We start from the raw sequence: 24,752 nt of genomic DNA, 5'->3' as shown, positions 1-24,752 counted from the left end.
AGGGCCTCGGGATGTGGCGCAGCTTGGTAGCGCACCTGACTGGGGGTCAGGGGGTCGCAGGTTCAAATCCTGTCATCCCGACGGAAAAGCCCTGATGAGAAGCCCTTCTCATCAGGGCTTCCTCATGCCCGGCGCCGGGAGGGCCAGCTTCAGGAGCCTAAGCCTCGATCCACCGACAGACGTCGTTGAGTGGGGCGTTGCCGACCGCGTAGGCGATTCTGGGGAGCGGGCGTAGGAGATCTCCCGACCTCGCTGTCGGGGTGTTCCACGTGCAGGTTTCCTGGGGTTGCGCCGTCGCCGGCTGAGCGGTCAGGTCGTGGCCGGTAGGGGTGGTCCGCAGACGGTGGTGAACAGTCGCTTCCAGGCCTGCTGCCAGGGCCAGTTCGTAGGCAGGTGCAGACGGAGTCGCCGGGCCGAGGACGCTGCCCGGGCGGGCACGGTGACCATGGTCCGGCGGATGGTGGCGGTGGTCGCTCGAGCCAGCTGGTGGCCGGTCAGCGTGGCGGCGGCACGGGTGAGGTTGAACGCGAGAACCGCGAGCACGAGCCACGCGGCGTTCGCGGCGAACTTGCCGGAAGGCAGGTGCGCCAGGGCAGAGCTCTTCAGGTCAGCGTTGACGTTCTCGATGACCGCGTGGGCGCGGTGGACCTTGTCAACGGCGACGGTGTCCAGGAGGTCGGCGTCGGTGGTGGTGAAGAACGCGTGGAAGCGCCAGGTGTCGAACAACTGGTCCTGGCCCTCACCCTTCTTGGGGTTCAGGTCAGGGATGCGGCGCACGACCAGGCGGCCGGGCACGTGATGGGAGCGGGCCTGAGCGGTGAACGCGGTGAAGGGGACCTCGGCGACCTCGGCACGGGAGATCCACGCCCCGGTGCTCTCGTCCCGGATGGCGTCGGTGTACTCGATCGGGGTCCACGCCTGCTCGTCGATGGTGGCGATCGCGGCCCGGATGCTGCTGGTCAGCCGCACGGTGACGGAGACCTCCGCGCCGGCCCGGACGGCGGCACCGATGGTGGGGTACCCGTAGAACGCCGAGTCTGCACGCACCAGAACGGGCCGGCTTGCCTGGTTGCTGCGCATCCTGGCCACGGTCGCCAGGGCGTCGGCGACCAGCCGGTCGGCTCCCCGCGGGGAGCCGACCGAGCCCTTGCGCAGCCGCTGGGCCACGACCACCGGGGCAGCCTGGTCGGTGGACACGGTGGCCAGCAGCGCGTTCAACCCGCGCACCCGGGTGTAGCCGAACCCGGCGCCCTGCTTGGCGTACCCGTGGACCTCGATGATCGTGTCATCCACGTCCACCACCGCGTACTCGTCCAGGCCCTTGACCACCGGGGTGAGGCGGGCCAGGTTGGTCAACACCCGGGAGGCGACGGCATCCAGCTGGCGGACGTGGCCGAAGGTGAACGCCCGCAGGAACGAGCCCAGCGTCGAGGGTGCGTAGCAGGCGGAGAAGAGCTTCTTCATCGCGCCGTGGCGCAGCAGCGCCATGTCATCGATGCTGTCCGCCCCAGCGACCATCCCGCCCACCAGCGCACACACCTTCGCCCCCGCGTTGGCGCCCTTGTCCGTGGGCACGCTGAGCCGCTGCTGCGAGAGCTCACCGAGCCCGGCCCGCTCGGCCAGTGCGATCACCGGCACCAGGCCCGCCGCCGACACCAAGTTCGGGTCGTCGAACAGCGCGGAGTCGGCCGTGAACCTGTGAGAGAGTCTCATCCCAGAGATGCCCTTCCGGGGTGGCAGTTTGGAACCGTCGCAAGTCCCAATCTCCCAGCACGGCAGGGCATCTCCTCGTTACGGCACGCTCACAACCCCCAGGTCATCGGTGGATCGAGGCTAAGCCGTCCGATCCCGACCTCGTCCTCAAGGCGTGGAAGCGGCGTCGGTATGGCTCTCCTTCGGGACGCGACGGTGCGTCCTCGCCCGTGGACCGGTAGGTTGCAGCGGAACCGCGACGACGAGGGAGCCTGAGCCCATGTCCACCCAGGAACGACCGACCAAGAGCAAGCTCAAGGACGAGGCCCGACGCGCGGGCAGGAGCCTCGGACGGCTCGACTACCGACGGCCCGAGTACCCGCACGGCATCCACCCCGCCCTCGTCCCGGGCATCTCCATCGACGAGCAGCGCCGTCGCTACGGGCTGAGCAGGACGGTCTTCGTCCTCGCCGGCGTCCTCACGGTCATCTTCGTCATCTGGGGGGTGGCGGACCCCGAGGGCGTGGCCACGGTGGCGCAGGCGGCCTTCGACTGGTCCACGACCAACGTGTCATGGCTCTTCAACAGCGTCGCGATCATCGTCCTGCTCGTGCTGCTCGTCATCGCCTGCTCGCCCTACGGGCGCATCCCGCTGGGCAAGGACGGGGAGGAGCCCGAGTTCAGCACCTTCGCCTGGGTGTCGATGCTCTTCGCCGCCGGCATCGGGATCGGCGTGCTCTTCTTCGGCCCCTCCGAGCCGCTCACCTACTTCGTCACGCCGCCACCCCTCACCGCGGAGCCCGAGTCGGTCGAGGCCCTGCACGGCGCGCTGGCGCAGACCTACTTCCACTGGGGCTTCCACGCCTGGGCGATGTATGCCCTCGTCGGGGGAGCGGTGGCCTACTCGGCCTACCGCCGGGGCCGCAGCCTGCTCATGTCCTCGGTCTTCCGCTCCATGTTCGGGGCGCGGCGCACGGACGGCTTCGCGGGCAAGCTCGTCGACTCCTTCGCGATCATCGCCACCCTCTTCGGCACTGCTGCGGCGCTCGGGATCGCCGCGATGCAGATCGGCACCGGCGTGAGCATCGTCACCGGGGTCGGGGAGCTCACCACCACGCTGCTCGTCGTCATCCTCCTGGTGCTCACCGCCGGCTTCATCGTCTCGGCCGTGTCCGGCGTGGCCCGCGGCATCCGCTACCTGTCCAGCATCAACATCGTGCTCACCGTCGGCATCGTCGGGATCGTGCTCGTCCTCGGCCCGACGCTCTTCCTGCTCAACCTGCTCCCCTCGGCGATGGTCGAGTACGTCGGGTCGATGTTCGACATGATGGGCCGGTCCCTCTCCTGGGGCGAGGAGACGCAGGCCTTCCAGTCGGCCTGGACGGTCTACTACTGGGCCTGGTGGATCTCCTGGTCGCCCTTCGTCGGGATCTTCATCGCCCGCATCTCCCGCGGCCGCACGGTCCGGCAGTTCCTCCTGGGCACCATCCTCATCCCCTCGACCATGCTCTTCGTCGCCTTCGGCGTCATGGGTGGGACGTCCATGTGGATGTACCGCGAGGGGTTGCCGGGCTTCGCGGCGGACCTGGCGCCCGCGCAGGTCTTCTTCACGATGATCGACAACCTGGACTACGTCGCCTGGGTGCCCTACGTCGCGATCGTGGTGCTGTCGATCTTCTTCATCACCTCGGCCGACTCGGCCTCGGTCGTCATGGGGATGCTGTCCAGCCGGGGCGACCAGTCGCCGCGTCGCGGCGTCGTCGTGTTCTGGGGGCTGGTGATGTCCGGCATCGCGGTCGTCATGCTCTCCCTCGGTGACGCCACCGCGCTCCAGGGGCTGCAGCAGCTCGTCATCGTCACCGCGGTCCCGTTCGCGCTCGTCATGCTGCTCATCGTCGTGGCGTGGGTCCGCGACCTGCGCACCGATCCCGCCACGCTGCGTCACCTGTATGCCCAGAGCGCCGTGCAGCATGCGGTGATCGAGGGCGTGCAGAAGCACGGCGACGACTTCTCGCTGCAGGTGGGCAAGGCCGGTCCGGGGGACGGCGCCGGGGCGCACATCGACTCCGAGGACGAGAGCTACACCGACTGGTACCAGCGTCGTGACGAGGACGGGGAGCCGGTGGGCTACAGCTACGAGACGGGGGAGTGGGAGGACGGATGGACCGCCGACGGAGAGGACGCACGACGTGAGGAGGACTGAGAGTGGCCGACGGCCCAACATCGTCCTGATCCAGGCCGACCAGCTGGCGCCGCACCACGTCGGCGCCTACGGGGCCGAGGCGGCGCGCACGCCCCACATCGACGAGCTGGCGCGCGGGGCCGCCGTCTTCGACCGGGCATACTGCAGCACCCCGCTGTGCGCCCCCTCGCGGGCCTCCATGCTCACCGGTCGCCTGCCCTCGGACCTGGGCTGCTACGACAACGGCGACGACTTCGCGGCGACCGAGCCGACCTTCGCGCACCTCCTGCGGTCGGCCGGCTACCACACGGCCCTCGTGGGACGGATGCACTTCATCGGTCCGGACCAGCACCACGGCTTCGAGCAGCGCCTCACCACCGACGTCTACCCCGCCGACCTCGACATGGTGCCCGACTGGGACCATCCCCTGGACCGGCCGCTGCAGTGGTACCACGACGTCGCTCCCGTCCTCGACGCCGGAGCATCCGTGGCGACCGTGCAGCAGGACTTCGACGACGAGGTCGTCTTCAGCGCGCTGCGGCACCTCAACGACCGGGCGCGCGCCGACCAGGCGGCGGGGGAGCGGCAGCCCTTCCTGCTCGTCGCCTCCTTCATCCATCCGCACGACCCCTACGAGCCGCCGCCCGAGCACTGGGAGCGCTTGGCCGACGCCGACATCCCGCCGCCGGCCCACCCGGAGGTGCCGGACGCCGAGGCCGACCCGCACAGCCACCGGCTGCGCCAGATGTGCGGTCTGGACCGCCGCCCGCCGAGCCCGGACGACGTGCACCAGGCCCGGCGCGCCTACTACGCGGCCGTGAGCTACGTCGACGACATGGTGGGGCGGATCCGGGCCCGGCTGGAGGCCCTCGGACTGGCCGATGACACGGTGGTCATCCTCACCAGCGACCACGGCGACATGCTGGGGGAGAAGGGGCTCTGGTTCAAGATGTCGCCCTACGAGCAGTCCTCCCGTGTCCCGATGATCGTCCACGACCCCTGGGGCCTCGTGCCGCAGGGCAGGTTCGCCAACCCGGTGAGCCTGCTCGACGTGCTCCCGACGCTGCTCGAGCTCGGGGACGTCGACCCTCCGCCGACCGCCCAGGGTCTGTCGCTGCTGGAGAGCGCCCGTCGGGAGCAGGCCGGCACCCCGCCCACGGACCGGGACGTCGTCGTCGAGTACCTCGCCGAGGGGACCCACCACCCGCAGGTCACGGTCGTCCGTGGCCCGCTCAAGCTCGTGGTCTGCCCCGGGGACCCGGACCAGCTCTTCGACCTGGACTCCGACCCGGACGAGCTGCACGACCGGGTGAGCGACCCCGAGCTCGCCGAGGCGGCGCAGTCGATGCGTGCCCAGGTCGAGAGCCGCTACGACCTCGCCGCGCTGGGTGAGTCGGTGCGTGCCAGCCAGCGGCGACGCACCCTCGTGGCCGAGGCGCTCAGCACGGGTCGACGCCGCCCGTGGGACCTGGTGCCGGAGGCCGAGCAGCGCTACGTGCGGGGCGACTTCTGGGGAGCCCTGGGTTATGGTCGGGTCCGCAGCGACGCGCGGCACGGCGGGGCGTCAGGCTAGCCATGCGGAACAGGTCTCGCTAAGGTCAGATTGTCAACAAAAGGACAAACTCTAGCCGTAGGGAAAACACCGTGGACGCACTTGCCCAACGCCTCGGGTTGCGCACCAACCCGCAGATCTTCTTCACCTCGGCCGGCCTCATGGTCCTCATCCTGGCCCTGCTGCTGATCTTCCCCGCGAGCATCGGCGCGGGCTTCGCAGCAGCGCGGACCTGGGTGACGACCAACCTCGGATGGTTCTTCATCCTCGGGGTCACCGCCTGGTTGATCTTCCTCATCTGGATCGCGATCAGCCGGTTCGGCAGCCTGAAGCTGGGGAAGGGGGACGAGGAGCCGGCCTACGGCAAGGTGTCCTGGTTCACCATGCTCTTCGCCGGCGGCATCGGCACCATCCTCATGTTCTGGGGCGTGGCCGAGCCGATCTCGCACTTCACCACCCCGCCCTTCCCGGGCGTGGAGCCCTACAGCGCCACGGCGGCGGAGGACGCGATGAACATCGCGCTCTACCACCTGGGCCTGCACACCTGGGCCATCTTCACCCTGCCCGGCCTGGCGTTCGGCTTCTTCATCTACCGCTACGACCTGCCCATGCGGGTGAGCTCGGTCTTCTACCCCTTCCTCAAGGAGCGGATCCACGGCCCGATCGGCAAGACCATCGACGTCTTCGCCGTGCTCGGCACGGTCTTCGGGTTGGCCGTGAGCCTGGGCCTGGGCACCTCGCAGATCAGCGCGGGGCTCTCCGAGCTCACCGGGGTCGGGGACAACGTCCTCGTCCGCGTGCTGGTCATCACCGTGCTCACCGCCGTGGCGACGACCTCGGTCGCGGTGGGGCTGGACAAGGGCATCAAGCGCCTGTCCAACCTCAACATCGGTATGGCGGTCGGCATGATGCTCTTCGTGCTCTTCACCGGCGGGGCAACGGTCTTCCTGCTGCGCGAGCTCGTCGAGAGCGCCGGCAACTACATCGCGGCGCTGCCCGCGCTGGCCTTCTGGAACGACGCCCTCGCCAACACCACCCAGGCCGACGGCTGGGGCTGGCAGGCCGGCTGGACCGTCTTCTACTGGGCCTGGACCGTCACCTGGGCACCCTTCATGGGCGTCTTCCTGGCCCGGATCTCCCGGGGCCGCACGGTCCGGGAGTTCATCGGCGGCGTCCTCGTCGCGCCCTCCCTGTTCACCCTCATCTGGTTCGTCATCTTCGGCTGGTCGGCGATGAACATCGACGGGATCGGTGGCGACGGCGGACCCATCTCTGCCGCGGTCGCCGAGAGCGTCCCGCTCGCGATGTTCACCTTCTTCGAGAACTTCCCGTGGACCCCGGTCATGCAGGGCCTCGTGGTCGTCATCGTCGCCCTGTTCTTCGCGACCTCGGCGGACTCCGCGGCGCTCGTCATCGACATGCTCTGCTCGGGCGACGAGGAGGAGGGCCCGGTGCCCCAGCGCGCCTTCTGGGCCTTCTGCCTGGGCGCCCTGGCCGCGCTGCTCATCGTCCTCGGCGGGGACGAGGCCATCCCCGCGCTGCAGGAGGTCATCACCGTCGTCGGGCTGCCGATCTTCATCCTCGTCTTCGCCATGATCCCGGCACTGCTCATCGGGCTGAGGTCGGAGAAGCGGCGGGTCGAGCGCGGCGACGACAGCATCTCGCCGCAGGAGGAGATCCTGCGCGACTCCGAGGACGAGACGACCACCCGCGACACGGAGGGCACCCCCACCGGCTGAGGCCGCCCGTCCCAGGATCGTGGTCCATGGAGAAGATCATCCTGGACTGCGATCCTGGGCATGCGCCGCCTACGGCGTCGAGGTCCCGGTCGCGCGGGGCTCCTCCCGCCCCCTGGTGCGTGGCCGCCCTCATCGACCCCGGCATGTTCACCACGGAGAAGGCCGACGTGCGCGTCGAGGTTGCGGCCAGGTGGACGACGGGCATGACGGTGTGCAACTTCGAGGAGCAGCGCGGGATGCGCCACTTCGGGGGGACGGCGGTCGAGCAGGTCGACTTCCGGCCCACCGTCGCCACCGGGATCGACCACGCCCGCTTCTGCGACCTCGTCGTGGACTCGGTGGAGCGGCTCACCGCCCGGCTCGGCTGAACCGGACGGGACGCGTCAGAGCACGTCGGCCAGGGCCTTCTCCCAGAGGTCGCCGGCCTCGTCCACCTGCTCCGGCGTCACGACGAGGGCGGGGATGAAGCGCACGACCTGCGACCAGGCGCCACAGGTCAGCAGCAGCAGCCCGTGCCGGGCGGCGGCCTGCTGGGCGCGGGCGGCCGTCTCGCCGTCCGGGGTGCCGTCGGCGGTGCGGAACTCCGCACCGAGCATGAGGCCGAGCCCGCGCACGTCCGTGATGGCGGTATGCCCGTCCGCCGCGGCCTGCAGGCGGCCGCGGAGCTGCTCGCCGCGGGCGGCGGCGTTGCCGACGAGGTCCTCGCGCTGCATGACGTCGAGCGTCGCCAGGGCGGCGGCACAGGCCACCGCATTGGCCCCGTAGGTCCCGCCCTGGGAGCCGGGCCAGGCCTTGCTCATGAGCTCCTCGGACGCGGCGATGCCCGAGAGGGGGAAGCCGGAGGCGATCCCCTTGGCGGTGATGAGCACGTCGGGGGTGACGCCGAAGTGCTCGTGCCCCCAGAACCGGCCGGTCCGGCCCCAGCCGGTCTGCACCTCGTCCAGCACGAGCAGGATGCCGTGCCGGTCGGCGCGCTCCCGCAGCCCGGCGAGGAACTCCGCCGAGGCGGGCACGTAGCCGCCCTCACCGAGCACCGGCTCCACGAGGAAGGCCGCGGTGTCCTGCGGCGAGCTCACCGTCTGCAGCAGGTAGTCCAGCTCGCGCAGGGCGAAGGCGGTGGCCTCCTCCTGGCTCCAGCCGTAGTGGGTGGGGCTGGGGAAGGGGGAGACGGCGACGCCGGGCATGAGCGGCGCGAAGCCGGAGCGGAACTTCGTGCCGGAGGTGGTCATGGAGGCCGCGGCCACGGTGCGCCCGTGGAAGCCGCCGTGGAAGGTGATGACGTTGGGCCGGCCGGTCGCCTGCCGGGCCAGCCGCAGCGCGGCCTCGACGGCCTCCGACCCGGAGTTGACGAAGAACATCGAGTCCAGGCCCGCGGGCAGGACCTCGGACATGCGGTCCACGAGGTCGAGCAGCGGACGGTGCATGACGGTGGTGTACTGCGCGTGGATGAGCTTGCCGATCTGCCTTTGCGCGGCGGCCACGACGTCGGGGTGGGCGTGCCCGGTGCTCGTCACACCGATGCCCGCGGTGAAGTCGAGGTAGCGTTCGTCCTGCTCGTCCCAGAGGATGGCTCCCTCGCCGCGCTGGGCGATGACGGGAGTGGCCTGCTTGAGCAGCGGGCTGAGGTGCGCCACGATCGGTCTCCTGCGATTGGTAGATTGTTGACAATCCGAACGTACCGCATGAGGAGGCAGCTGTGAGCGAGGGACGAGCAGGCGTCGAGGGTCAGGACCCGGGCGGGGCGGTGGACCGCGTGCCCACCGATCTGTTCATCGCCGGCGAGTGGGTCCCGGCCGGCAGCGGCGAGCGCTTCGACGTGCTCGACCCGGCCACCGGCCGGCCCATCGCGAGCGTCGCCGACGCCGGCCCGGACGACGGCCGGCGCGCCGTCGAGGCCGCCGCGGCCGCGCAGCCCGAGCTGGCCGCGACCTCACCCCGGGAGCGGGCGGACTGGCTCAACGCGGCGTACGTCGCCGTCATGGACCGGGCCGACGAGCTGGCGATGGTCATGACCCTGGAGATGGGCAAGCCGCTGGCCGAGGCCAAGGGCGAGATCACGTATGCCGCCGAGTTCCTGCGCCACTTCGCCGGGGAGGCGCTGCGGATCGAGGGCGGCTACCAGACCGCGCCGGCCGGCAACGCCCGCTTCCTCACCATGCGCCAGCCGGTCGGCCCCTCGCTGCTCATCACCCCGTGGAACTTCCCCATGGCGATGGGCACCCGCAAGATCGGCCCGGCGATCGCGGCCGGCTGCACCAGCGTCATCAAGCCGGCCCACCAGACCCCGCTGTCGATGCTCGCGCTCGTGGAGATCCTCGCCGAGGTGGGGGTCCCCGCCGGCGCGGTCAACGCGGTGACCACCACGCACGCCGGCGAGGTCATGGAGCCCATGATCCGCTCCGGGCTCGCCCGCAAGCTGTCCTTCACCGGGTCGACCAAGATCGGCAAGGTGCTGCTGGAGCAGTGCGCCGAGCGGGTCATGCGGACCTCGATGGAGCTGGGCGGCAACGCGCCCTTCATCGTCTTCGCCGACGCCGACCTCGACGACGCCGTCGCCGGGGCGATGGCGGCCAAGATGCGCAACATGGGCGAGGCGTGCACGGCCGCCAACCGGATCTACGTCGAGGAGCCCGTGGTCGAGGAGTTCGGTCGCCGCCTCGCGCAGGAGATGTCCGCGCTGACCGTCGGTCCCGGCACGCAGGAGGGCGTCAAGGTCGGCCCGCTCATCGACGACGCGGCCCAGACCAAGGTCGCCGAGCTCGTCCAGGACGCGGTCGACGGCGGCGCTCAGGTGCTCACCGGGGGAGAGGTGCCCGACGGCGAGGGCTACTTCTACCCGCCGACCGTCCTCACCGGCGTCTCGCCGGACGCGCGGATGGCGGGCGAGGAGATCTTCGGGCCGGTCGCGCCGCTGACCCCCTTCACCACCGAGGGCGAGGTGCTGGGCCTGGCCAACGACACCCCCTACGGCCTCGTGTCCTACGTCTACACCCGGGACCTCGACCGCGCCCTGCGCATGGCCGAGGGCCTCGAGGCCGGCATGGTCGGTCTCAACCAGGGCGTCGTCTCCAACCCGGCGGCCCCCTTCGGCGGGATCAAGGAGTCCGGACTCGGCCGCGAGGGCGGCGCGCTCGGCATCGAGGAGTTCCTCGAGGTGAAGTACGTCGGGATCGCCGGGCCCCGCCCCGCTCAGGAGGGCTGAGGTCCGCCGGCCTCGTCGATGACGCTGCCGGCCGCCGACCCGGTGAGCCGGCGCAGCGCGTCCTGCATGTGGTGCACGATGAGCGCGTCGGTATGCCGGGGGTCGCCGCCGGCGAAGGCGAGGGCGATGTCGCGGTGCTCGCCGACCCGGGCCTCGTCGACGGCATACGTCGGCTCGAGCAGGTGGATGCACATGCGCGTCTCGGTGAGCAGCGTCGCGTGGATGCGCGACAGGTGCGGGCTGTCGGCGTGCTCGACGAGCACCTCGTGGAAGCGGATGTCGGCGAGGCTGACCTCCCGCACGTCCTGCTCCTGCGCGGCGGCGGCCATGTCGTCGACGACCTCGAGCAGCGCGGTGGAGGCGGCCGACGGGGTGGTCTCGTGGATCCGCCCACCGGCTGCCCGCTCGATCGCCGACCGGGCGAGGTAGAGGTCGCGCACCCGCGCGTCGGTCATCTCCACCACGAAGAGCCCGCGGTTGGGGTGCGCGACGAGCAGGCCCTCCTGGGTCAGCCGTTGCAGCCCCTCGCGCAGCGGGCCGCGGCTCACCCCCAGGCGCGCGGCATACTCCACCTCGCCGAGCTGGCTGCCCGGCGCGATCTCGCCGAGCGCGATCGCCTCGCGGATGCGGGCGGCCACGATGCTCGGGGTGGACTCGCGGGTCACGGGGTGCAGCGCGGGCGAGGGGCCGCGCGAGATGTGTGCCGTCATGTGGCTGCTCCTGCCCGGTCCGCGACCCGATCCTGCCGTGTCCCCTCGGCGAAGAGCGCGCCCAGACCGTCGACGGCGGGGACCTCTCCGACCAGCCCGAGCCCGGCGTGGACGCTCACCTGGTTGGCGGTGAGGACGACGGTGCCGAGCCCGGTCTCGAGCTCTTCGAGCCAGCGCAGGGTGTGCAGGGCGGTGTCCGGCACGAGCACCGCCTGCGCCCCGGTGCGGTCCACCCCCGCGGCGAGGCGGAGCACGTCCGCCCGGCCCAGGGTGCCGACCTCCGCGGCGGTGACGATGCCGTGGCTGCCCATGGCGGTGACGGTGATCCCGGCCTCGTCCAGGAAGGCCACGAAGGCCTCGGCGACGTCCTGGGGGTAGGACGCGGCGACGGCCACCCGGGAGACCCCGAGCAGCCGGCACGCCCGCACGAAGGCCCAGGAGGTGGAGGTCGCGGGCAGTCCCGTGTGCGCGGCGAGCCGGTCGACCTGCTCGCGCGCGCCGGCGCCCCCGAAGACGAAGCTGCCGGAGGTGCAGGCCCACACGACTCCGTCGCAGCCGCGCGGCAGCCGGTCCGCGCCGGCGGCCAGCCGGTCCGCCCCGCCGAGGTCGAGCAGGGCGTCCACCCGGTGCGCGTCCTCCCCGACGCTGGTGTGCACGAGCGGCAGCGTGACGTCGTGGCCCTGGGAGCGCAGGTTGGCCTCCACCCACGGGTAGTCGTCCTCGGCGCTGTGTCCGGGATAGAGGATCCCGATCGTGCTCATCGCCCACACCCCTCGCTCTCCGGCCGTCCTGGCCGGGCTGGTTGATGCTTAGATTGTAGACAATCGCGGAACGGAGGGCAGGTATGCCGTACGACGTCGCCCGGCTCGGGGCGAGCCTCGCCTCGCAGGTGCGCGGCAGGGTGCGACAGGACCCGCTCGGGCGGGCGCTCTACGCCACCGACGCGTCGAACTACCGGGTCGTGCCCGACCTGGTCGTCCTGCCCCGTGACGAGGCGGACCTCGTCACGACGATGGGGCTGGCGCGGGAGGCGGGGGCGCCGGTGGCGCTGCGCGGGGCCGGGACCTCGATGGCGGGCAACGCCCTCGGCGGCGTCGTCGTCGACGTCTCCCGTCACCTCGATGCGATCCTCGACCTGGACCCGGTCGCGCGGACGGCGACGGTGCAGCCCGGGGCTGTCCTGGGCACCCTCGTCGCCGCGGCCAGGGAGCACGGCCTGACCTTCGCCGCGGACCCGTCCTCGGCCAGCCGCTGCACCGTGGGCGGCATGATCGCCAACAACGCCTGCGGCGCGCACTCGGTCGCCTGGGGGACGACGGCGGACAACGTGCGCAGCCTGCGGGTCCTCACCGCCGACGGCAGGCAGGCCCGCATCGGGGCGCCCGGTCCCTCCGGCCCGGCGGTGCCGGATCCCGCGATGGCCGACCTGCGCCGGGCCATGGCCGACCTCGGCCGGGACAACGCCACCCTCATCGAGCGCCGGTTCGGCACCTTCAGCCGGCAGATCTCCGGGTATGCCCTGCAGCACCTGCTCCCCGGCCCCTCGGGGGAGGTGGACCTCGCCCGGCTGCTGTGCGGCAGCGAGGGCACCCTGGCGACCACCCTGGAGGCCACGGTCGCGCTGGTGCAGCCGCCCCCGGCCGTGGTGCTGCTCGCCCTGGGCTTCCCCGACGCGGTCTCGGCGGCGCGCAGCGTGCCGCTGGTCCTGCCGCACGAGCCGCTGACGATGGAGTCGATCAACGCCACCCTGGTCGAGCGGCTGCCGGACGACACCCGTCGCGAGGCGCAGGACGCCGGGTTGCCCGAGGGCCGGATGTGGCTGCTCGTGGAGGTGGGGGGCGAGGACGAGGGGCACGCGCGCCGCCGGGCGGCGGACGTGGCCGCGGCGGTGCGCGACGGCATAGCCCGCAGCACGGCGGCCGTGGTCACCGAGCCGGGTGCACAGGCCGTGCTCTGGCGCTGCCGCCGCGACGGCACCGGGCTGGCGACCCGCCGGGCCGACGGCGCCGAGGCCTGGGCCGGGTGGGAGGACGCCGCCGTGCCGCCGGAGCGGCTCGGCGAGTACCTCACCGGCCTCGAGGAGCTCATGGGCAGGTTCGGCTACTCGGGCGCCTCCTACGGGCACTTCGGTGAGGGCTGCATGCACCTGCGCATCGACTTCGACCTGGTCAGCGATGCCGGCGTCCGCGACTACCGCTCCTTCGTCGAGCAGGCCACCGACCTCGTCGTCGGTCTCGGCGGCTCGGTGTCGGGGGAGCACGGCGACGGCCGGGCCCGTGGCGGGCTCCTGGAGCGGATGTACGGCGCCGACGCGACCGCCCTCTTCGCCCGGGTCAAGCGTGCCTGGGACCCCCACGGGCTCCTCAACCCGCAGGTCATCGTCGACCCTCCGGCGGTGGACACGGCGCTGCGCCAGCACGGGCACGCGGCCGGCTTCGACGGGCGGACCGCGCTGGCCTTCACCGAGGACGCCGGCAGCTTCGCGCAGGCGCAGCGCCGGTGCGTCGGCGTCGGCAAGTGCATCCAGACCTCCGGCGGGGTGATGTGCCCCAGCTACCAGGTCACCCGGGACGAGACGCACTCCACCCGCGGGCGCGCCCGCGTGCTCTTCGAGATGATGGAGGGCGATGTCATCACCGAGGGGTGGCGCGCCGAGGAGGTCAGGGACGCCCTCGACCTGTGCCTGTCCTGCAAGGGGTGCGTCGGGGACTGCCCGGTCAACGTCGACATGGCCGGCTACAAGGCCGAGTTCACCCACCAGCACTACCGCGGCCGCCCGTGGGCCCGGCCGCGGTCGCACTGGTCCATGGGCTGGCTGCCGGTGCTCGCCCGCGCCGCGTCGCTCGCGCCCGGGGCGACGAACGCGGTGACCGGCTCCGCGGCGGCCGGGCTGCTCAAGCGGGCGGGCGGCATCGCCCCCGGCCGGGACGTCCCGCGTTTCGCGCCGCGGTCCTTCACCTCGTGGTTCCGTCGCGAGCACCGGCCGGTGCGGGAGGAGGGACGGCCCAAGGTCCTGCTCTGGCCGGACACCTTCACGACCTACCTGTCGCCCGAGGTGGGGCGGGCGGCCGTCGCCGTGCTCGAGGACGCCGGGATGGAGGTGCACCTGCCGCGCGGCCCCGTCTGCTGCGGGCTGACGTGGATCTCCACCGGTCAGCTCGGGGTCGCCGCCCGGGTGCTGCGGCACTCGCTGGAGACGATCGGGCCGGCGTTGCGCGCGGGGGCGACGGTGGTCGGCCTCGAGCCGAGCTGCACCGCCGTCTTCCGGCACGAGGCGGTCGACCTGCTCCCGGACGAGCCGCTGGCCGCCCTGGCGAGGACCCAGGTGCGCACCCTCGCCGAGACGCTGGCCGAGCGGGCGCCGGACTGGGAGCCGCCGCAGGTCGGGAAGGACGCGCTCGTGCAGGTGCACTGCCACCAGCACTCCGTGCTGGGCTTCGACGCGGACCGCCGGCTCATGGAGCGGGCCGGGATCCGGGCGCAGGTGCCTGACTCCGGGTGCTGCGGCCTGGCGGGCAACTTCGGCTTCGAGGCGGGCCACGAGGAGCTGTCCCGGCAGGTGGGCGAGCGGGTCCTGGCACCGGCGGTGCGCGCGGCGGCACCGAGCACCGAGGTCCTCTCCGACGGCTTCTCCTGCCGGACCCAGATCGCCTCGCTCACCGACCGGCGGGGCCGGCACCTGGCGCAGCTGCTCGCCGACGGGCTCGAGGGTTCCTAGACCAGCCCCGTGGGCTGCATGAGCTCCAGGACGGTGCGCGCGTAGCCGCGGGCGGCGACGACGAGCTCCTCGACCGCGACCGACTCGTCCGGACGGTGCGCCTGGTCGGACACGGACCCGGGGCCCTGGACCACGACCGGTATGCCCCACGCGTCCGCGACGAAGCCGCCGTCGCAGGCGGCGGTCCAGCCCGCGAGGGGAGCGGCGCCGCGGCCGGCGGCGCTCATCGCCCCGTCGACCCTGGTGACGAAGCGGTGCTCCGGCGGGGTCTCGAAGCCCGGCATGTCCATGGGGGAGGACAGGGTCCAGGTCAGGCCGCGCGAGCCGAGATCGAGCCGCTCCAGCCGGCCCCGCAGGGTCTCGAGCACCGCCTCGACCGGCTCGCCGGGGAGCAGCCGCCGGTCCACCTCGACCCGGCACAGGTCGGGGACCGCCGAGCCCGAGGTCCCGCCGGCGATGACGCCCACGTTGAGCGTCGCCGGCCCGACGAGGGGATGGACGTCGCCGCGCAGCTCCTCGTGCCAGCGCTCCAGGTCGGCGACGACCTGCGCGGCGCCGCCGATGGCGTTGCGGCCGTCCTCGGGGCGACCGGCATGGGCCGCGACGCCGCGCACCTCGACGTGCAGGTAGGACGCGCCCCGTGCCGCGACCACCGTGGTCAGGTCGGTGGGCTCCGCCACGACGCAGCCCAGCAGGTCCGGACGGGGGCCGGCGACGAGGTCCCGGATGCCCAGGCCGTTCTGCTCCTCGTCGCACAGCGCGTCGAGGAGCACGGGCCCGGAGGGGACGATCCCGCTCTCGCGCACCATGGCCAGGGCCAGCAGGACGGCGGCCAGTCCGCCCTTCATGTCGGCGCTCCCGCGCCCGACCAGCCGCCCGTCGACCACGCCACCGGCATACGGGTCGTCGCTCCAGTCCGCGAGCTCGCCCGGCGGCACGACGTCGGTGTGCCCGAGGAAGAGCAGGCCGGGACCGTTCTGCCCGGGGAGCGTGACGCGCACGTTGGGGCGACCGGGCGCCACCTCGTGCTGCTCCACCTCGAGGTGCAGCTGCTGAGCGAGGTCGGCGAGCACGGCGGCGGTGGCCGCCTCCTGCCCGGGAGGGTTGGCCCCCGGTGCCCGGACCAGCGCCTGGGCCAGCGGGACCAGACGCTCGGCCGTGATCGTGTCGAGGGCAGCGGTCCCGCCCGGGGTCACCGGGCCTCCACGGCGTCGACGGCGCGCGCGAGCCGGGCAACCCCCTCGCGGATCCGGTCCGGGGGCGTCGAGGCGAAGCACAGCCGCAGGTCGTGCGGAAAGCGGCGGCCGGGGGAGAAGGCGTTGCCGGGGATGTAGGCCACGCCGTCGGCGAGCGCGGTCTCGAAGAGCGCCTCGGTGTCGAGCCCGGTGCCGAAGCTGACCCAGAGGAAGAAGCCGCCCTCGGGGTCGGTCCAGGTCGCCCGCCCGGACAAGTGCTCGGTGAGGGCCTCCTGCATGGCCTCCTTGCGCCGGCGGTACTCCAGCCGCTGGGTGGCGAGGTGCTCCTCCAGGTGCCCGGCGCGGAGGAACTCGGCGACCATCCGCTGGGCCGGGAGGTTGGTGCAGGTGTCCATCGACTGCTTGGCGTGGATGAGCAGCTGGCCGAGCGAGGGGTCGGCGTCGACCCACCCGACCCGCAGCCCGGGGGCGATGATCTTGGAGAAGGTGCGCACCGAGAACACGAGGGGGTCGCCGTCGGCGAGCTCGTGCAGGCTGGGCACAGGGTCGCCGGCGAAGCGCAACATGCCGTAGGGGTCGTCGTCGAGGACGACGCTGCCCCACCCGCGGGCCAGCTCCAGCAGCTCCTGCCGTCGGGCGAGCGACATCGAGGTGCCCGAGGGGTTCTGGAAGGTGGGCACGGTGTAGATGAGCTTGGGGGTGCGGCCCGCCCGGTCCACGGCCACGCGCAGGGCGTCGATCGACATCCCGTCCTCGTCGACCTCGATCTCGGCGAGCTCGGCCTGGTAGGCCAGGGCGGTGGCGCTGCCGTTGGTGTAGGTCGGCGACTCGACCGTCACGAGGTCGCCCGGGTCGATGAAGAGCTTGGCGGCCAGGTCCAAGCCCTGCATGCCGCCGGCGGTGATGGTGAGCCGCTCGTCGGTGGTCGCGTCCGTGGTGCCCTCCAGCATCTCCAGCAGCGCGGTCCGCAGCGGCGGATCGCCCTCGGTCGCGGCGTAGTCGAAGGCGTCGGCGCCGGTGAGGCCGGTGCGGGCCGCCTCCCCGAGCTGCTCGGTGGGGATCGCCTCGGCGGCGGGGCTGCCCATGGCGAAGCGGACGATGTCGTGGGTCTGCTTGGCCAGCAGCGAGGTGCTGGAGTCGATCACCGAGCCGACGAGGTAGTCGGCGCGGGAGCCCAGCGGCAGCGTGGTCGGGGTGTCGGTCGTCATCAGTGGATCACCAGTCCTTGGTCGAGGGGTGCGAGCAGTTCAGGTCCGGCGTCGGTGACGAGCACCGACTCCGAGGTCTCGTAGCCCCAGCCGTCCATCCACATCCCGAGGATCATGTGGAAGCACATGCCAGGTTCCAGCACGGTGGGGTCCTCGGCGCGCAGGCTGACCGTGCGCTCGCCCCAGTCCGGGGGGTAGCCGATCCCGATGGAGTAGCCGATCCGTGAGTCCTTGCGGAGCCCGTGCCGGGTGAGCTCGGCGATGAAGGCGGCGTGGACGTCGGCGGCGGTCGCGCCCGGGTGCATCGTCCGCAGCGCGGCGTCGAGCGCGAGGCCGGTGCCCTCGGCGGTGCGGGCGAGCCGCGGCGGGGGAGCGCCAAGGCTCACCGTGCGCGCGAGGGGCACGTGGTAGCGCCGGTGGACGCCCGCCAGCTCGACGGTCGTGGCCTCCCCCTGCCGCAGCGGCTCCTCCACCCAGGTGAGGTGCGGCGTGCCCGCGGTCTCGCCGCTGGGCAGCATGGGCACGATCGCCGGGTAGTCGCCCCCCAGCGCCTCGGTCCCGTGCGCCTGCGCGTGCTGGATCTGCGCCACCACGTCGCACTGGCGGCGGCCGGCGCGCAGGGCCTCGATCGCCGCCGTCATGGCGCGCACCGTGACCTCGCCGGCCGCACGGAGCAGGGCGATCTCGGTGTCCGACTTCACCACCCGCAGCCAGTTGACCAGCTCCCGGCTGTCGACCAGCTCGGCCTCCGGCAGCGTTGCCCCGAAGGCCAGGTAGGCCCGCGGGGAGAAGAAGTGGGCGTCCAGCTCCATCGCGATCGTGCCGCGTCCCCCCGGCAGGGCGCCCACCTCACGCCCGGTGGCGGCGATCCACTCCCAGGGGTGGATGTCGTGCCGGTGGACGTAGTGCTCGGGGTAGCCGTGGATCCGCTCGCGCGGGAGCGTGGCGGTGTGGTGCCCACCCTTGGCGTCCATGGCGCGCAGCACGAGGTGCGCCTCGCCCTCGGCCGGCACCAGGAGGGCCTGCGGCATGTAGAACGACCACGCGTTGTAGCCGGTGAGGTAGTAGAGGTTCGCCGGGTCGGTGACGACCAGGGCGTCCAGCCCCCGCTCGCGCAGCACCTCCTGGGTGCGCTCCATCCGTCGTTCGTGCTCGGGGCGCAGCGTGTGGGGGTCGGCCGTCTGGGCGGCCTCGGTGATCTCGGTGAGCGCGCTCATCCCTGCCTCTCGTCGCTGCTGCTGATGGTCGAGCCCGCCCCGAGCCCGGGACGGTGCGCGAGCAGGCTCTGCCCCGGGCCGACCGCGCTCAGCCCGATCGCCCCGAGCGCCTGCCAGAGGGTGACCTGGTTGGCGCTGAGCACGGGTATGCCGAGCTCGGCCTCGAGCGGTGCTAGGAGGTCGTAGGTGCGCAGGTTGGTGCAGGACACGAAGACCGCCTCGGCGTCCGGGCATACCGTGTCGCGCACCAGGTCGGCGGTCACGGACCCCGGCACGGTCCAGATCTCCCCGACCAGGCCCAGGTGACCCGCGGAGGCGACCTCCAGCCCGGCCCCGGTGAGGAACCGTCCCAGGCTGTCGGTGACGGACTCGTCGTAAGGGGTGACGATGCTCACCCGGTGCGCACCCGTGGCGTGCAGGGCCGCGACCGCGGCCCCGCTCGTGGTGACCGCCGCCGGGGCGCCGGCCTCGACGATCGCCTCGCGCAGCGCCACCTCACCGCTCGGTCCCGCCACGAAGCTGCCCGAGGTGCAGGCGTAGGCGACGACCGAGGGACGCACCGTGGACAGGTCGTGCGTGGCCTGGCCGACGGCGCCGGGCGCGCGGACCGCGCGGGCCTGGGCCAGGCCGACCGGCAGCGGCAGGTGCGGCGTGCGGGTGAGGTGCAGGGTGGCCTCCGGCGGGCACCAGCGCCACAGCTCGCGGTCGAGGGCGAAGTCGTAGGGGACCACCACGCCGACCCCCGGCTCCCGCAGCGCGGTCCCGGGTCGGGACGTCGCGTCTCCCGGTCGCGGTCGTGCTCCACGCACGGTCAGGCTGTCCTGCACGTGCACCACGATGCCTGACGGGGGAGATTGTTGACAATCCGACACGGCCTTTTCTACCGTCTCGATGTGACCGGACCCCGCCCGCGCGTCGTCGTGCTCACCGCTCCCGGCCTCGCCGCCCCGTCCCAGCTGGATGCGGCGGCTGCCGAGCTGGACGTCGAGGTCGAGGTGGTGCAGGCCGAGGAGCTGGCCCGGGCGCTGCCCGGGGCGCGCGCCCTCTTCCTCTGGGACTTCTTCTCCGCCGCGGTCCAGGACGCGTGGCCGGCGGCGGACGTCCTGGAGTGGATCCACGTGGCGGCCGCCGGGGTCGACAGCCTCCTCTTCGAGGACCTGCGGCGCTCGGACGTCACCGTCACCAACGCCCACGGCGTCTTCGACCGACCGATCGCCGAGTTCGTCCTCGCCAGCATCCTGGCCCACGCGAAGCGGCTGCACGAGAGCATGCGCCTGCAGCGGGAGCACGAGTGGGCCCACCGCGAGACCACCCGGGTGCAGGGGCAGCGGGTGCTGGTCGTGGGCACCGGGGGGATCGGCCGGGAGATCGCGCGGCTGCTGCGGGCCGTGGGGTGCGAGGTGCGCGGCGCCGGCCGCCGCGAGCGCGAGGACGACCCTGACTTCGGCACGGTCGTGCGCAGCGACGAGCTCGCCGAGCACGTCGGCTGGGCCGACCACGTGGTCAACGCCACCCCGCTGACGCCGCAGACGCGGGGGCTGCTCGACGGTGCCGTCTTCGCGGCGATGCGCCCGGAGGCGCACGTGGTCAACATCGGCCGGGGGGCCAGCCTCGTGGAGGCGGACCTGCTCGCGGCCCTCCGCGAGGGTCGCCTCGCGGGAGCCTCGCTGGACGTCTTCGGGACCGAGCCGCTGCCGGACGACTCGCCCCTGTGGGACGCGCCGGGGCTGGTGGCCTCCGCGCACCTGTCCGGCGACGTGGTGGGCTGGCGGGACCGCCTGGCCGAGCAGTTCGTCGCCAACCTGCGGCGGTGGCGCGCGGGGGAGCCGCTGACCGGCGTCGTCGACACCCGCCTCGGGTATGTCCCCGGCCGGGATTCGGGGTCGGGCTCCGAGGGGGCCTCGTGAGCACCCTGCGCCCGACGGTGTGCGAGCTGTCCGCCGCGTACGCCGACGGGTCGACCACGCCGCTGGAGGCGACCGAGCGCGCGCTGGAGGCCATCGAGCGGCTCGACCCGCTCGTGCACGCGATGGTCCTGGTGGACCGCGAGGGGGCGCTGGAGGCGGCTCGCGCCTCGACCCGGCGCTGGGCCGACGGGGCCGCGCTCGGCCCGGCCGACGGCATACCGACGACCATCAAGGACATCCTGCTCACCCGGGGCTGGCCGACCCTGCGGGGCAGCTTGCTCATCGAGGAGGGCGGTCCGCAGGACTGGCCCGAGGACGCGCCCGCCGTGGCGCGGCTGCGCGCGGCCGGGTGCGTGCTGCTCGGCAAGAACAGCACGCCCGAGTTCGCCTGGAAGGGCGTGACCGACTCGCTGCGGCACGGGCACACCGGCAACCCGTGGGACCCCACGCTCACCTCCGGCGGGTCCAGCGGCGGGGCCGCGGCGGCGGTCGCGCTCGGGATGGGCGCCTGGTCGGTCGGCACCGACGGGGGCGGGTCGGTGCGCATCCCGGCCTCCTTCACCGGCACGGTCGCGCTCAAGCCGACCTACGGCCGGATCCCGCTCTTCCCGGCCAGCCCTTACGGCACCCTCTCGCACGCCGGCCCCATCACCACCTGCGTGGACGACGCCGCGCTCATGCTCGACCTCGTCGGCCGCCCCGACCCGCGCGACTGGTCGGCCCTGCCCGAGCCGCCCGCATCTTTCTGGGAGGGCCTCGAGGACGGGGTGGAGGGCCTGCGGGTGGCGGTCTCGCCGCGCCTGGGCCTCGACGTCGACAACGACCCGGAGGTCGAGGAGGCGGTGCTGGCCGCGGCGCAGCAGCTCGCCGAGGACGGTGCGCAGGTCGAGCAGGTGGATCCCGGCATCTCCGACCCGGTGGACGCCTTCCACGTGCTCTGGTTCAGCGGGGCCGCCAAGGTGATCGAGGCCTACGGGCCGGGCGCGCTGGACCGGGTCGACCCCGGGCTGCGCGAGGCGGTGCTGCGCCACGGTGAGGGGGCGAGCGCGAGCGCCTACCTCGACGCGACGGCGGTCCGCATGGAGCTGGGGCGCCGGATGGGGATCTTCCACGAGACCTACGACGTGCTCCTCACGCCCACCATGCCGATCCCCGCGTTCGAGCTCGGGCACCAGGCCCCCGGTGGCGGCGAGGCGCTCTGGACGTCGTGGACGCCCTACACCTACCCCTTCAACATGACCCAGCAGCCGGCGCTGTCCGTGCCCTGCGGCCTCACGGCGCAAGGTCGCCCGATCGGGCTGCAGGTGGTCGGGGCCCGGCACGACGACGCGCGGGTGCTGCGGGTGGGCCGCGCGGTCGAGCGGCGCGCGCCGGCGGGTCTGCCGCCGATGCTGTCCGACCCAGCCCCGGAGGGACGAGGAGAACGAGCATGAGCAGGTACGTCACCGTCACCCTCGAGCAGCGGGGGGTCACCTGCCGCGCCCGGCTCCTGGACGAGGAGGCGCCGCGCACCTGCGCGGCGGTGTGGGACATGCTGCCGGTGAGCGCGCAGGTCTACCACGGCAAGTACGCCCGCAACGAGATCTACACCCTGGTGCCGCACCCGGGGCAGGAGCACGAGCCCGGCCGGGAGAACACCACGATCACCCCCATCCCGGGCGACCTGTGCTGGTTCACCTTCGACGGGGACCAGCTCGGCAACGCGGCCTACGGCTACGAGACGCAGGAGGACCACCGCGCCGCGGGCCGCGGCGGGCTCGTGGACCTGGCGGTCTTCTACGGGCGCAACAACCTGCTCGTCAACGGGGACCAGGGCTGGGTGCCCGGCAACGTCTTCGGCGAGGTCGTCGAGGGTCTCGCCGAGATGGCCGCCGCGTGCCAGGACCTCTGGATGGGCGGCGTCCGCGGCGAGCGCCTCACCCTGGCCCGCGCCGAGGACTGAGCACGACCCTCGTCCTGGTCCGGCCCGACGGACGCACGGGACGGGTAACGTGGTCGGATGGGACGTCGTCGAGGATGGATCATCGGTCTGGCCGTCGCTGGTGTGGTGCTCACGCTGCCGCAGGTGGCCCTGTGGCGCCCGACCCCGGACACGCCGCTGGCGCAGGGCCTGTACTGGGTGGCCGGGCTCTCCTACCAGCTGTCCGCGCTCCTGCTCGGCGTGTCGATCGCCGCGACCGCGGTCCTGGTCGGTGAGCGGATGGGGGTCGTCCGGCTGCCGGGTCGACCCTCGCCACGCCTGCTGCTCGCGGGGGTCGTCGGCGTGGTCGGGGGCACCCTGGTGCAGTGGATGATGCAGGGTGTCCTGCTCGGCGCGGAGGGCCAGATGTCGGTCAGATGGCCGCTGCTCCTCCTCGAGGCCACCTCGTGGGTGGTGATGCTCGGCTACGCGCTCCTCGGGGTGTGGCTGGTCGCCCGGCTGTCCGTCGGTGACCGGGACGAGGTGCCCGGCGGCCAGGTGAGAGACCGGTCACAGCTGCGGTGAGTCGCGCGTCGCCGGGATCGGCGCACCAGGACGAGCACCTAGACTCCCGGGGTATGACGGGCGTCCAGGGGGAGAGGTCCGGCCCGGCGCCGGAGCACCGCGTGCTGCTCGTGACCAACCGGCTCTGGACCGTCCCGAACCTGCTGTCGATGCTGCGCCTCGCGCTGGTCCCGTTCTTCGTGTGGACGCTCGTCGAGCGGGAGCTCGGCTGGGCGGCGCTCGTGCTCGTGGTCGCCGGCGCGTCCGACTTCGCCGACGGGAAGATCGCCCGGCACTACGGCATCACGAGCCGGCTGGGGCAGGTGCTGGACCCCGTCGCCGACCGCCTCTACATCGCCGCCACCGTGCTCGGGCTGGCTGCCGTGGACGTCATCCCCTGGTGGCTGGTGGGCGTGCTCTTCGCCCGCGAGACGCTCATCGTCCTCATGTACCCGGTCGTGCGGCACCACCGCCTGCCCATCCCCGAGGTCACCTTCGTCGGCAAGGCGGCGACCTTCAACCTGCTCGGCGGTTTCCCGCTGCTGCTGCTCGGGCACGTCGAGGGATGGTGGACGGTGCTCGCCCTGGCCTGCGGCTGGGCGCTGGTGTGGTGGGGCACGGTGCTCTACTGGGTGACCGGCCTCACCTATGCCTGGCAGGTCGCCGACATGGTGGGCCAGCGCCGTCGCTCCGCCGGGGCCGACCGATGAGGCTGCCCCGCGGTCACGCCGACCCCGACCCCGACCCCGCGGCGTCGATGGCGCTGCTGGAGGAGGTCCTCGACCCGCCCCTGGGTCCGGGCTACCACTCGGCGGCGCAGGCCCGGACCGAGCAGGGGCTGCCGGCCTCCTCCGGCACCCGGACCTGGCTGATGTTCGGCACCACGCTCGTCCTGGGCGTGCTGCTGACCACCGCCGCGACGACCCTGCGCGCGCCGGACCCGGCCGAGGCCGCCGGACGGGCCCAGCTGGTCGAGCGGATCGAGGAGGCCGAGCGCGTGGGCGACGAGCGCAGCCTGCAGGTGGACGCGCTGCGGGCCGAGGTGGGTGAGCTGGAGCAGCAGGCCCTCGTGGCGGACAGCGGCGGCTCCGGCGAGGCCATCGCCGCCGCAGCGGTCAGCGCCGGCGGCGTGGCCGTCGCGGGTCCGGGGGTCCGGCTGACGCTGCACGACGCCGACGAGCCCGCCGACGACGCGCCGGGGGAGGACGCCGAGCCGGAGCGGATCAACTCCCGCGACCTGCAGCTCGTCGTCAACGGACTCTGGCGGGCCGGTGCCGAGGCGATCTCGGTGGACGGGCACCGGCTCACGAGCACCTCCGCCATCCGCTTCGCCGGGCAGGCGATCATCGTCGACTTCCGGGGCCTGACCCCGCCCTACGACGTCCTGGCGATCGGACCGCCGGAGGAGCTCATGGCCGAGCTCACCACCGGGGCGACCGGGGCATACCTCGCGGAGATCGACCGCCAGCTCGGCCTCACCTCGGACGTGAGTGCCGCGGGCGAGGTCACCATCGGTGCGGCCGACCGGCTCTCGACCCGGGTGAGCAGCGTCGTCACCGGCGAGCCCCCGACCGCCCCGTCACCGGGCGGCCTGCCCACCGCCCCCTCCCGAGGCGAGGAGCCCCGATGATCCCCGTCCTCGGCCTGGTGGTCGGCGTCGTCCTCGGCCTGGTGATCAGCCCGGAGGTGCCCGGCTGGTTGCAGCCGTACCTTCCCATCGCGGTGATCGCCGCGATGGACGCCGTCTTCGGTGCGGCGCGGGCGTCGCTGGAGGGCATCTTCAACGACCGCGTCTTCGTCATCTCCTTCCTGTCCAACGTGGTCGTCGCCGCGCTCATCGTCTTCCTCGGCAACCAGCTCGGCGTCGGCGCCCAGCTCTCGACCGGCGTGGTCGTGGTGCTGGGCCTGCGGATCTTCTCCAACGTCGCCGCCATCCGACGACATCTGCTCGGTGCCTGAGGTGAC

At 72.9% G+C, this 24,752-nt stretch carries 21 protein-coding genes and 1 tRNA gene; 14 read left to right on the top strand and 8 right to left on the bottom strand.

What is annotated here, in order from left to right; genetic code table 11:
* The first annotated feature begins 7 nt into the window (after positions 1–7).
* A tRNA-Pro gene (locus SGUI_RS02105) sits at positions 8–81 on the top strand.
* Between the two features lie 228 nt (positions 82–309).
* Here the strand turns inward: SGUI_RS02105 and SGUI_RS02100 are convergent.
* A complete protein-coding gene (locus tag SGUI_RS02100; protein WP_066635635.1) occupies positions 310–1,713 on the bottom strand; it encodes an IS1380 family transposase in 1,404 nt (467 codons plus the stop codon).
* A gap of 259 nt (positions 1,714–1,972) precedes the next feature.
* Between SGUI_RS02100 and SGUI_RS02095 the strand changes: the two genes are divergently transcribed.
* From SGUI_RS02095 to SGUI_RS02080, 4 genes are all read left to right on the top strand, one after another.
* Positions 1,973–3,895, top strand: a complete 1,923-nt coding sequence (locus tag SGUI_RS02095) for a BCCT family transporter (RefSeq protein ID WP_066635634.1) — start codon at positions 1,973–1,975, stop codon at positions 3,893–3,895.
* A complete protein-coding gene (gene betC, locus SGUI_RS02090) occupies positions 3,882–5,447 on the top strand; it encodes a choline-sulfatase (protein WP_066635633.1) in 1,566 nt (521 codons plus the stop codon). The genes SGUI_RS02095 and betC overlap by 14 nt, the downstream gene beginning before the upstream one ends.
* A gap of 71 nt (positions 5,448–5,518) precedes the next feature.
* Positions 5,519–7,165 (top strand): BCCT family transporter, encoded by a 1,647-nt coding sequence (locus SGUI_RS02085; RefSeq protein ID WP_066635631.1) that lies wholly within the window; start codon positions 5,519–5,521, stop codon positions 7,163–7,165.
* A gap of 119 nt (positions 7,166–7,284) precedes the next feature.
* A complete protein-coding gene (locus SGUI_RS02080) occupies positions 7,285–7,533 on the top strand; it encodes a nucleoside hydrolase (protein ID WP_066635630.1) in 249 nt (82 codons plus the stop codon).
* A gap of 15 nt (positions 7,534–7,548) precedes the next feature.
* Here the strand turns inward: SGUI_RS02080 and SGUI_RS02075 are convergent, their stop codons facing one another.
* Positions 7,549–8,799: an aspartate aminotransferase family protein gene (locus SGUI_RS02075; RefSeq protein ID WP_066635628.1), complete on the bottom strand. Its 1,251-nt coding sequence runs from the start codon at positions 8,797–8,799 to the stop codon at positions 7,549–7,551.
* 62 nt (positions 8,800–8,861) lie between these two features.
* On the opposite strand from SGUI_RS02075, the gene SGUI_RS02070 reads away from it, so the two are divergent.
* Positions 8,862–10,367 carry an NAD-dependent succinate-semialdehyde dehydrogenase gene (locus SGUI_RS02070; RefSeq protein ID WP_202816600.1) on the top strand — a complete coding sequence of 502 codons (1,506 nt, stop codon included), beginning with the start codon at positions 8,862–8,864 and terminating at the stop codon, positions 10,365–10,367.
* On the opposite strand, the gene SGUI_RS02065 is transcribed toward SGUI_RS02070, so the two are convergent.
* A complete protein-coding gene (locus SGUI_RS02065; RefSeq protein WP_157621697.1) occupies positions 10,355–11,077 on the bottom strand; it encodes a GntR family transcriptional regulator in 723 nt (240 codons plus the stop codon). The two genes, SGUI_RS02070 and SGUI_RS02065, sit on opposite strands and share 13 nt — an antisense overlap.
* Positions 11,074–11,838: a maleate cis-trans isomerase family protein gene (locus SGUI_RS02060; protein ID WP_066635627.1), complete on the bottom strand. Its 765-nt coding sequence runs from the start codon at positions 11,836–11,838 to the stop codon at positions 11,074–11,076. The genes SGUI_RS02065 and SGUI_RS02060 overlap by 4 nt, the downstream gene beginning before the upstream one ends.
* An 83-nt stretch (positions 11,839–11,921) precedes the next feature.
* On the opposite strand from SGUI_RS02060, the gene SGUI_RS02055 reads away from it, so the two are divergent.
* Entirely contained in the window at positions 11,922–14,795 is a 2,874-nt protein-coding gene (locus SGUI_RS02055) for an FAD-binding and (Fe-S)-binding domain-containing protein (RefSeq protein WP_066635625.1), read from the top strand.
* On the opposite strand, the gene SGUI_RS02050 is transcribed toward SGUI_RS02055, so the two are convergent.
* The 4 genes from SGUI_RS02050 to SGUI_RS02035 are packed head-to-tail and all read right to left on the bottom strand — an operon-like array spanning position 14,792 to position 19,243.
* Complete coding sequence (locus SGUI_RS02050; protein ID WP_066635623.1) at positions 14,792–15,991, bottom strand: M20 family metallopeptidase; 1,200 nt, start codon at positions 15,989–15,991, stop codon at positions 14,792–14,794. The genes SGUI_RS02055 and SGUI_RS02050 overlap by 4 nt on opposite strands.
* Positions 15,988–17,199, bottom strand: coding sequence for an aminotransferase-like domain-containing protein (locus SGUI_RS02045; protein ID WP_066635622.1), 1,212 nt, complete (start codon positions 17,197–17,199; stop codon positions 15,988–15,990). Before SGUI_RS02045 ends, SGUI_RS02050 begins: the two co-directional genes overlap by 4 nt.
* A complete protein-coding gene (locus SGUI_RS02040; RefSeq protein ID WP_083190430.1) occupies positions 17,199–18,416 on the bottom strand; it encodes a M24 family metallopeptidase in 1,218 nt (405 codons plus the stop codon). The genes SGUI_RS02045 and SGUI_RS02040 overlap by 1 nt, the downstream gene beginning before the upstream one ends.
* Positions 18,413–19,243, bottom strand: coding sequence for a maleate cis-trans isomerase family protein (locus SGUI_RS02035; RefSeq protein ID WP_237141426.1), 831 nt, complete (start codon positions 19,241–19,243; stop codon positions 18,413–18,415). Before SGUI_RS02035 ends, SGUI_RS02040 begins: the two co-directional genes overlap by 4 nt.
* 66 nt (positions 19,244–19,309) lie before the next feature.
* Here SGUI_RS02035 and SGUI_RS02030 point away from each other — a divergent pair, with 66 nt between their 5' ends.
* The 7 genes from SGUI_RS02030 to SGUI_RS02000 are packed head-to-tail and all read left to right on the top strand — an operon-like array spanning position 19,310 to position 24,746.
* Entirely contained in the window at positions 19,310–20,323 is a 1,014-nt protein-coding gene (locus SGUI_RS02030; RefSeq protein ID WP_066635619.1) for a D-2-hydroxyacid dehydrogenase, read from the top strand.
* Entirely contained in the window at positions 20,320–21,756 is a 1,437-nt protein-coding gene (locus SGUI_RS02025; RefSeq protein ID WP_066635616.1) for an amidase, read from the top strand. The genes SGUI_RS02030 and SGUI_RS02025 overlap by 4 nt, the downstream gene beginning before the upstream one ends.
* Positions 21,753–22,265, top strand: a complete 513-nt coding sequence (locus SGUI_RS02020) for a DUF3830 family protein (RefSeq protein WP_066635614.1) — start codon at positions 21,753–21,755, stop codon at positions 22,263–22,265. The genes SGUI_RS02025 and SGUI_RS02020 overlap by 4 nt, the downstream gene beginning before the upstream one ends.
* 57 nt (positions 22,266–22,322) lie before the next feature.
* Positions 22,323–22,808 (top strand): hypothetical protein, encoded by a 486-nt coding sequence (locus tag SGUI_RS02015; RefSeq protein ID WP_157621696.1) that lies wholly within the window; start codon positions 22,323–22,325, stop codon positions 22,806–22,808.
* A gap of 53 nt (positions 22,809–22,861) precedes the next feature.
* A complete protein-coding gene (locus SGUI_RS02010; protein WP_066635608.1) occupies positions 22,862–23,497 on the top strand; it encodes a CDP-alcohol phosphatidyltransferase family protein in 636 nt (211 codons plus the stop codon).
* Positions 23,494–24,417: a DUF881 domain-containing protein gene (locus SGUI_RS02005; protein ID WP_066635605.1), complete on the top strand. Its 924-nt coding sequence runs from the start codon at positions 23,494–23,496 to the stop codon at positions 24,415–24,417. Before SGUI_RS02010 ends, SGUI_RS02005 begins: the two co-directional genes overlap by 4 nt.
* Positions 24,414–24,746: a small basic family protein gene (locus SGUI_RS02000; RefSeq protein ID WP_066635602.1), complete on the top strand. Its 333-nt coding sequence runs from the start codon at positions 24,414–24,416 to the stop codon at positions 24,744–24,746. The genes SGUI_RS02005 and SGUI_RS02000 overlap by 4 nt, the downstream gene beginning before the upstream one ends.
* The last annotated feature ends 6 nt before the right edge of the window (positions 24,747–24,752 follow it).

The sequence above is a fragment of the Serinicoccus hydrothermalis genome, assembly GCF_001685415.1.
GTDB lineage: Bacteria > Actinomycetota > Actinomycetes > Actinomycetales > Dermatophilaceae > Ornithinicoccus > Ornithinicoccus hydrothermalis.
This window is presented reverse-complemented; position numbering and strand designations above follow the sequence as displayed.

Bases quoted from the DNA above. Each gene is read 5' to 3' on its own strand.
- SGUI_RS02100 (WP_066635635.1), bottom strand. From the start codon at position 1,713: ATGAGACTCTCTCACAGGTTCACGGCCGACTCCGCGCTGTTCGACGAC.
- SGUI_RS02095 (WP_066635634.1), top strand. From the start codon at position 1,973: ATGTCCACCCAGGAACGACCGACCAAGAGCAAGCTCAAGGACGAGGCC.
- SGUI_RS02065 (WP_157621697.1), bottom strand. From the start codon at position 11,077: ATGACGGCACACATCTCGCGCGGCCCCTCGCCCGCGCTGCACCCCGTG.
- SGUI_RS02060 (WP_066635627.1), bottom strand. From the start codon at position 11,838: ATGAGCACGATCGGGATCCTCTATCCCGGACACAGCGCCGAGGACGAC.
- SGUI_RS02055 (WP_066635625.1), top strand. From the start codon at position 11,922: ATGCCGTACGACGTCGCCCGGCTCGGGGCGAGCCTCGCCTCGCAGGTG.
- SGUI_RS02045 (WP_066635622.1), bottom strand. From the start codon at position 17,199: ATGACGACCGACACCCCGACCACGCTGCCGCTGGGCTCCCGCGCCGAC.
- SGUI_RS02040 (WP_083190430.1), bottom strand. From the start codon at position 18,416: ATGAGCGCGCTCACCGAGATCACCGAGGCCGCCCAGACGGCCGACCCC.
- SGUI_RS02020 (WP_066635614.1), top strand. From the start codon at position 21,753: ATGAGCAGGTACGTCACCGTCACCCTCGAGCAGCGGGGGGTCACCTGC.
- SGUI_RS02015 (WP_157621696.1), top strand. From the start codon at position 22,323: ATGGGACGTCGTCGAGGATGGATCATCGGTCTGGCCGTCGCTGGTGTG.
- SGUI_RS02010 (WP_066635608.1), top strand. From the start codon at position 22,862: ATGACGGGCGTCCAGGGGGAGAGGTCCGGCCCGGCGCCGGAGCACCGC.
- SGUI_RS02005 (WP_066635605.1), top strand. From the start codon at position 23,494: ATGAGGCTGCCCCGCGGTCACGCCGACCCCGACCCCGACCCCGCGGCG.
- SGUI_RS02000 (WP_066635602.1), top strand. From the start codon at position 24,414: ATGATCCCCGTCCTCGGCCTGGTGGTCGGCGTCGTCCTCGGCCTGGTG.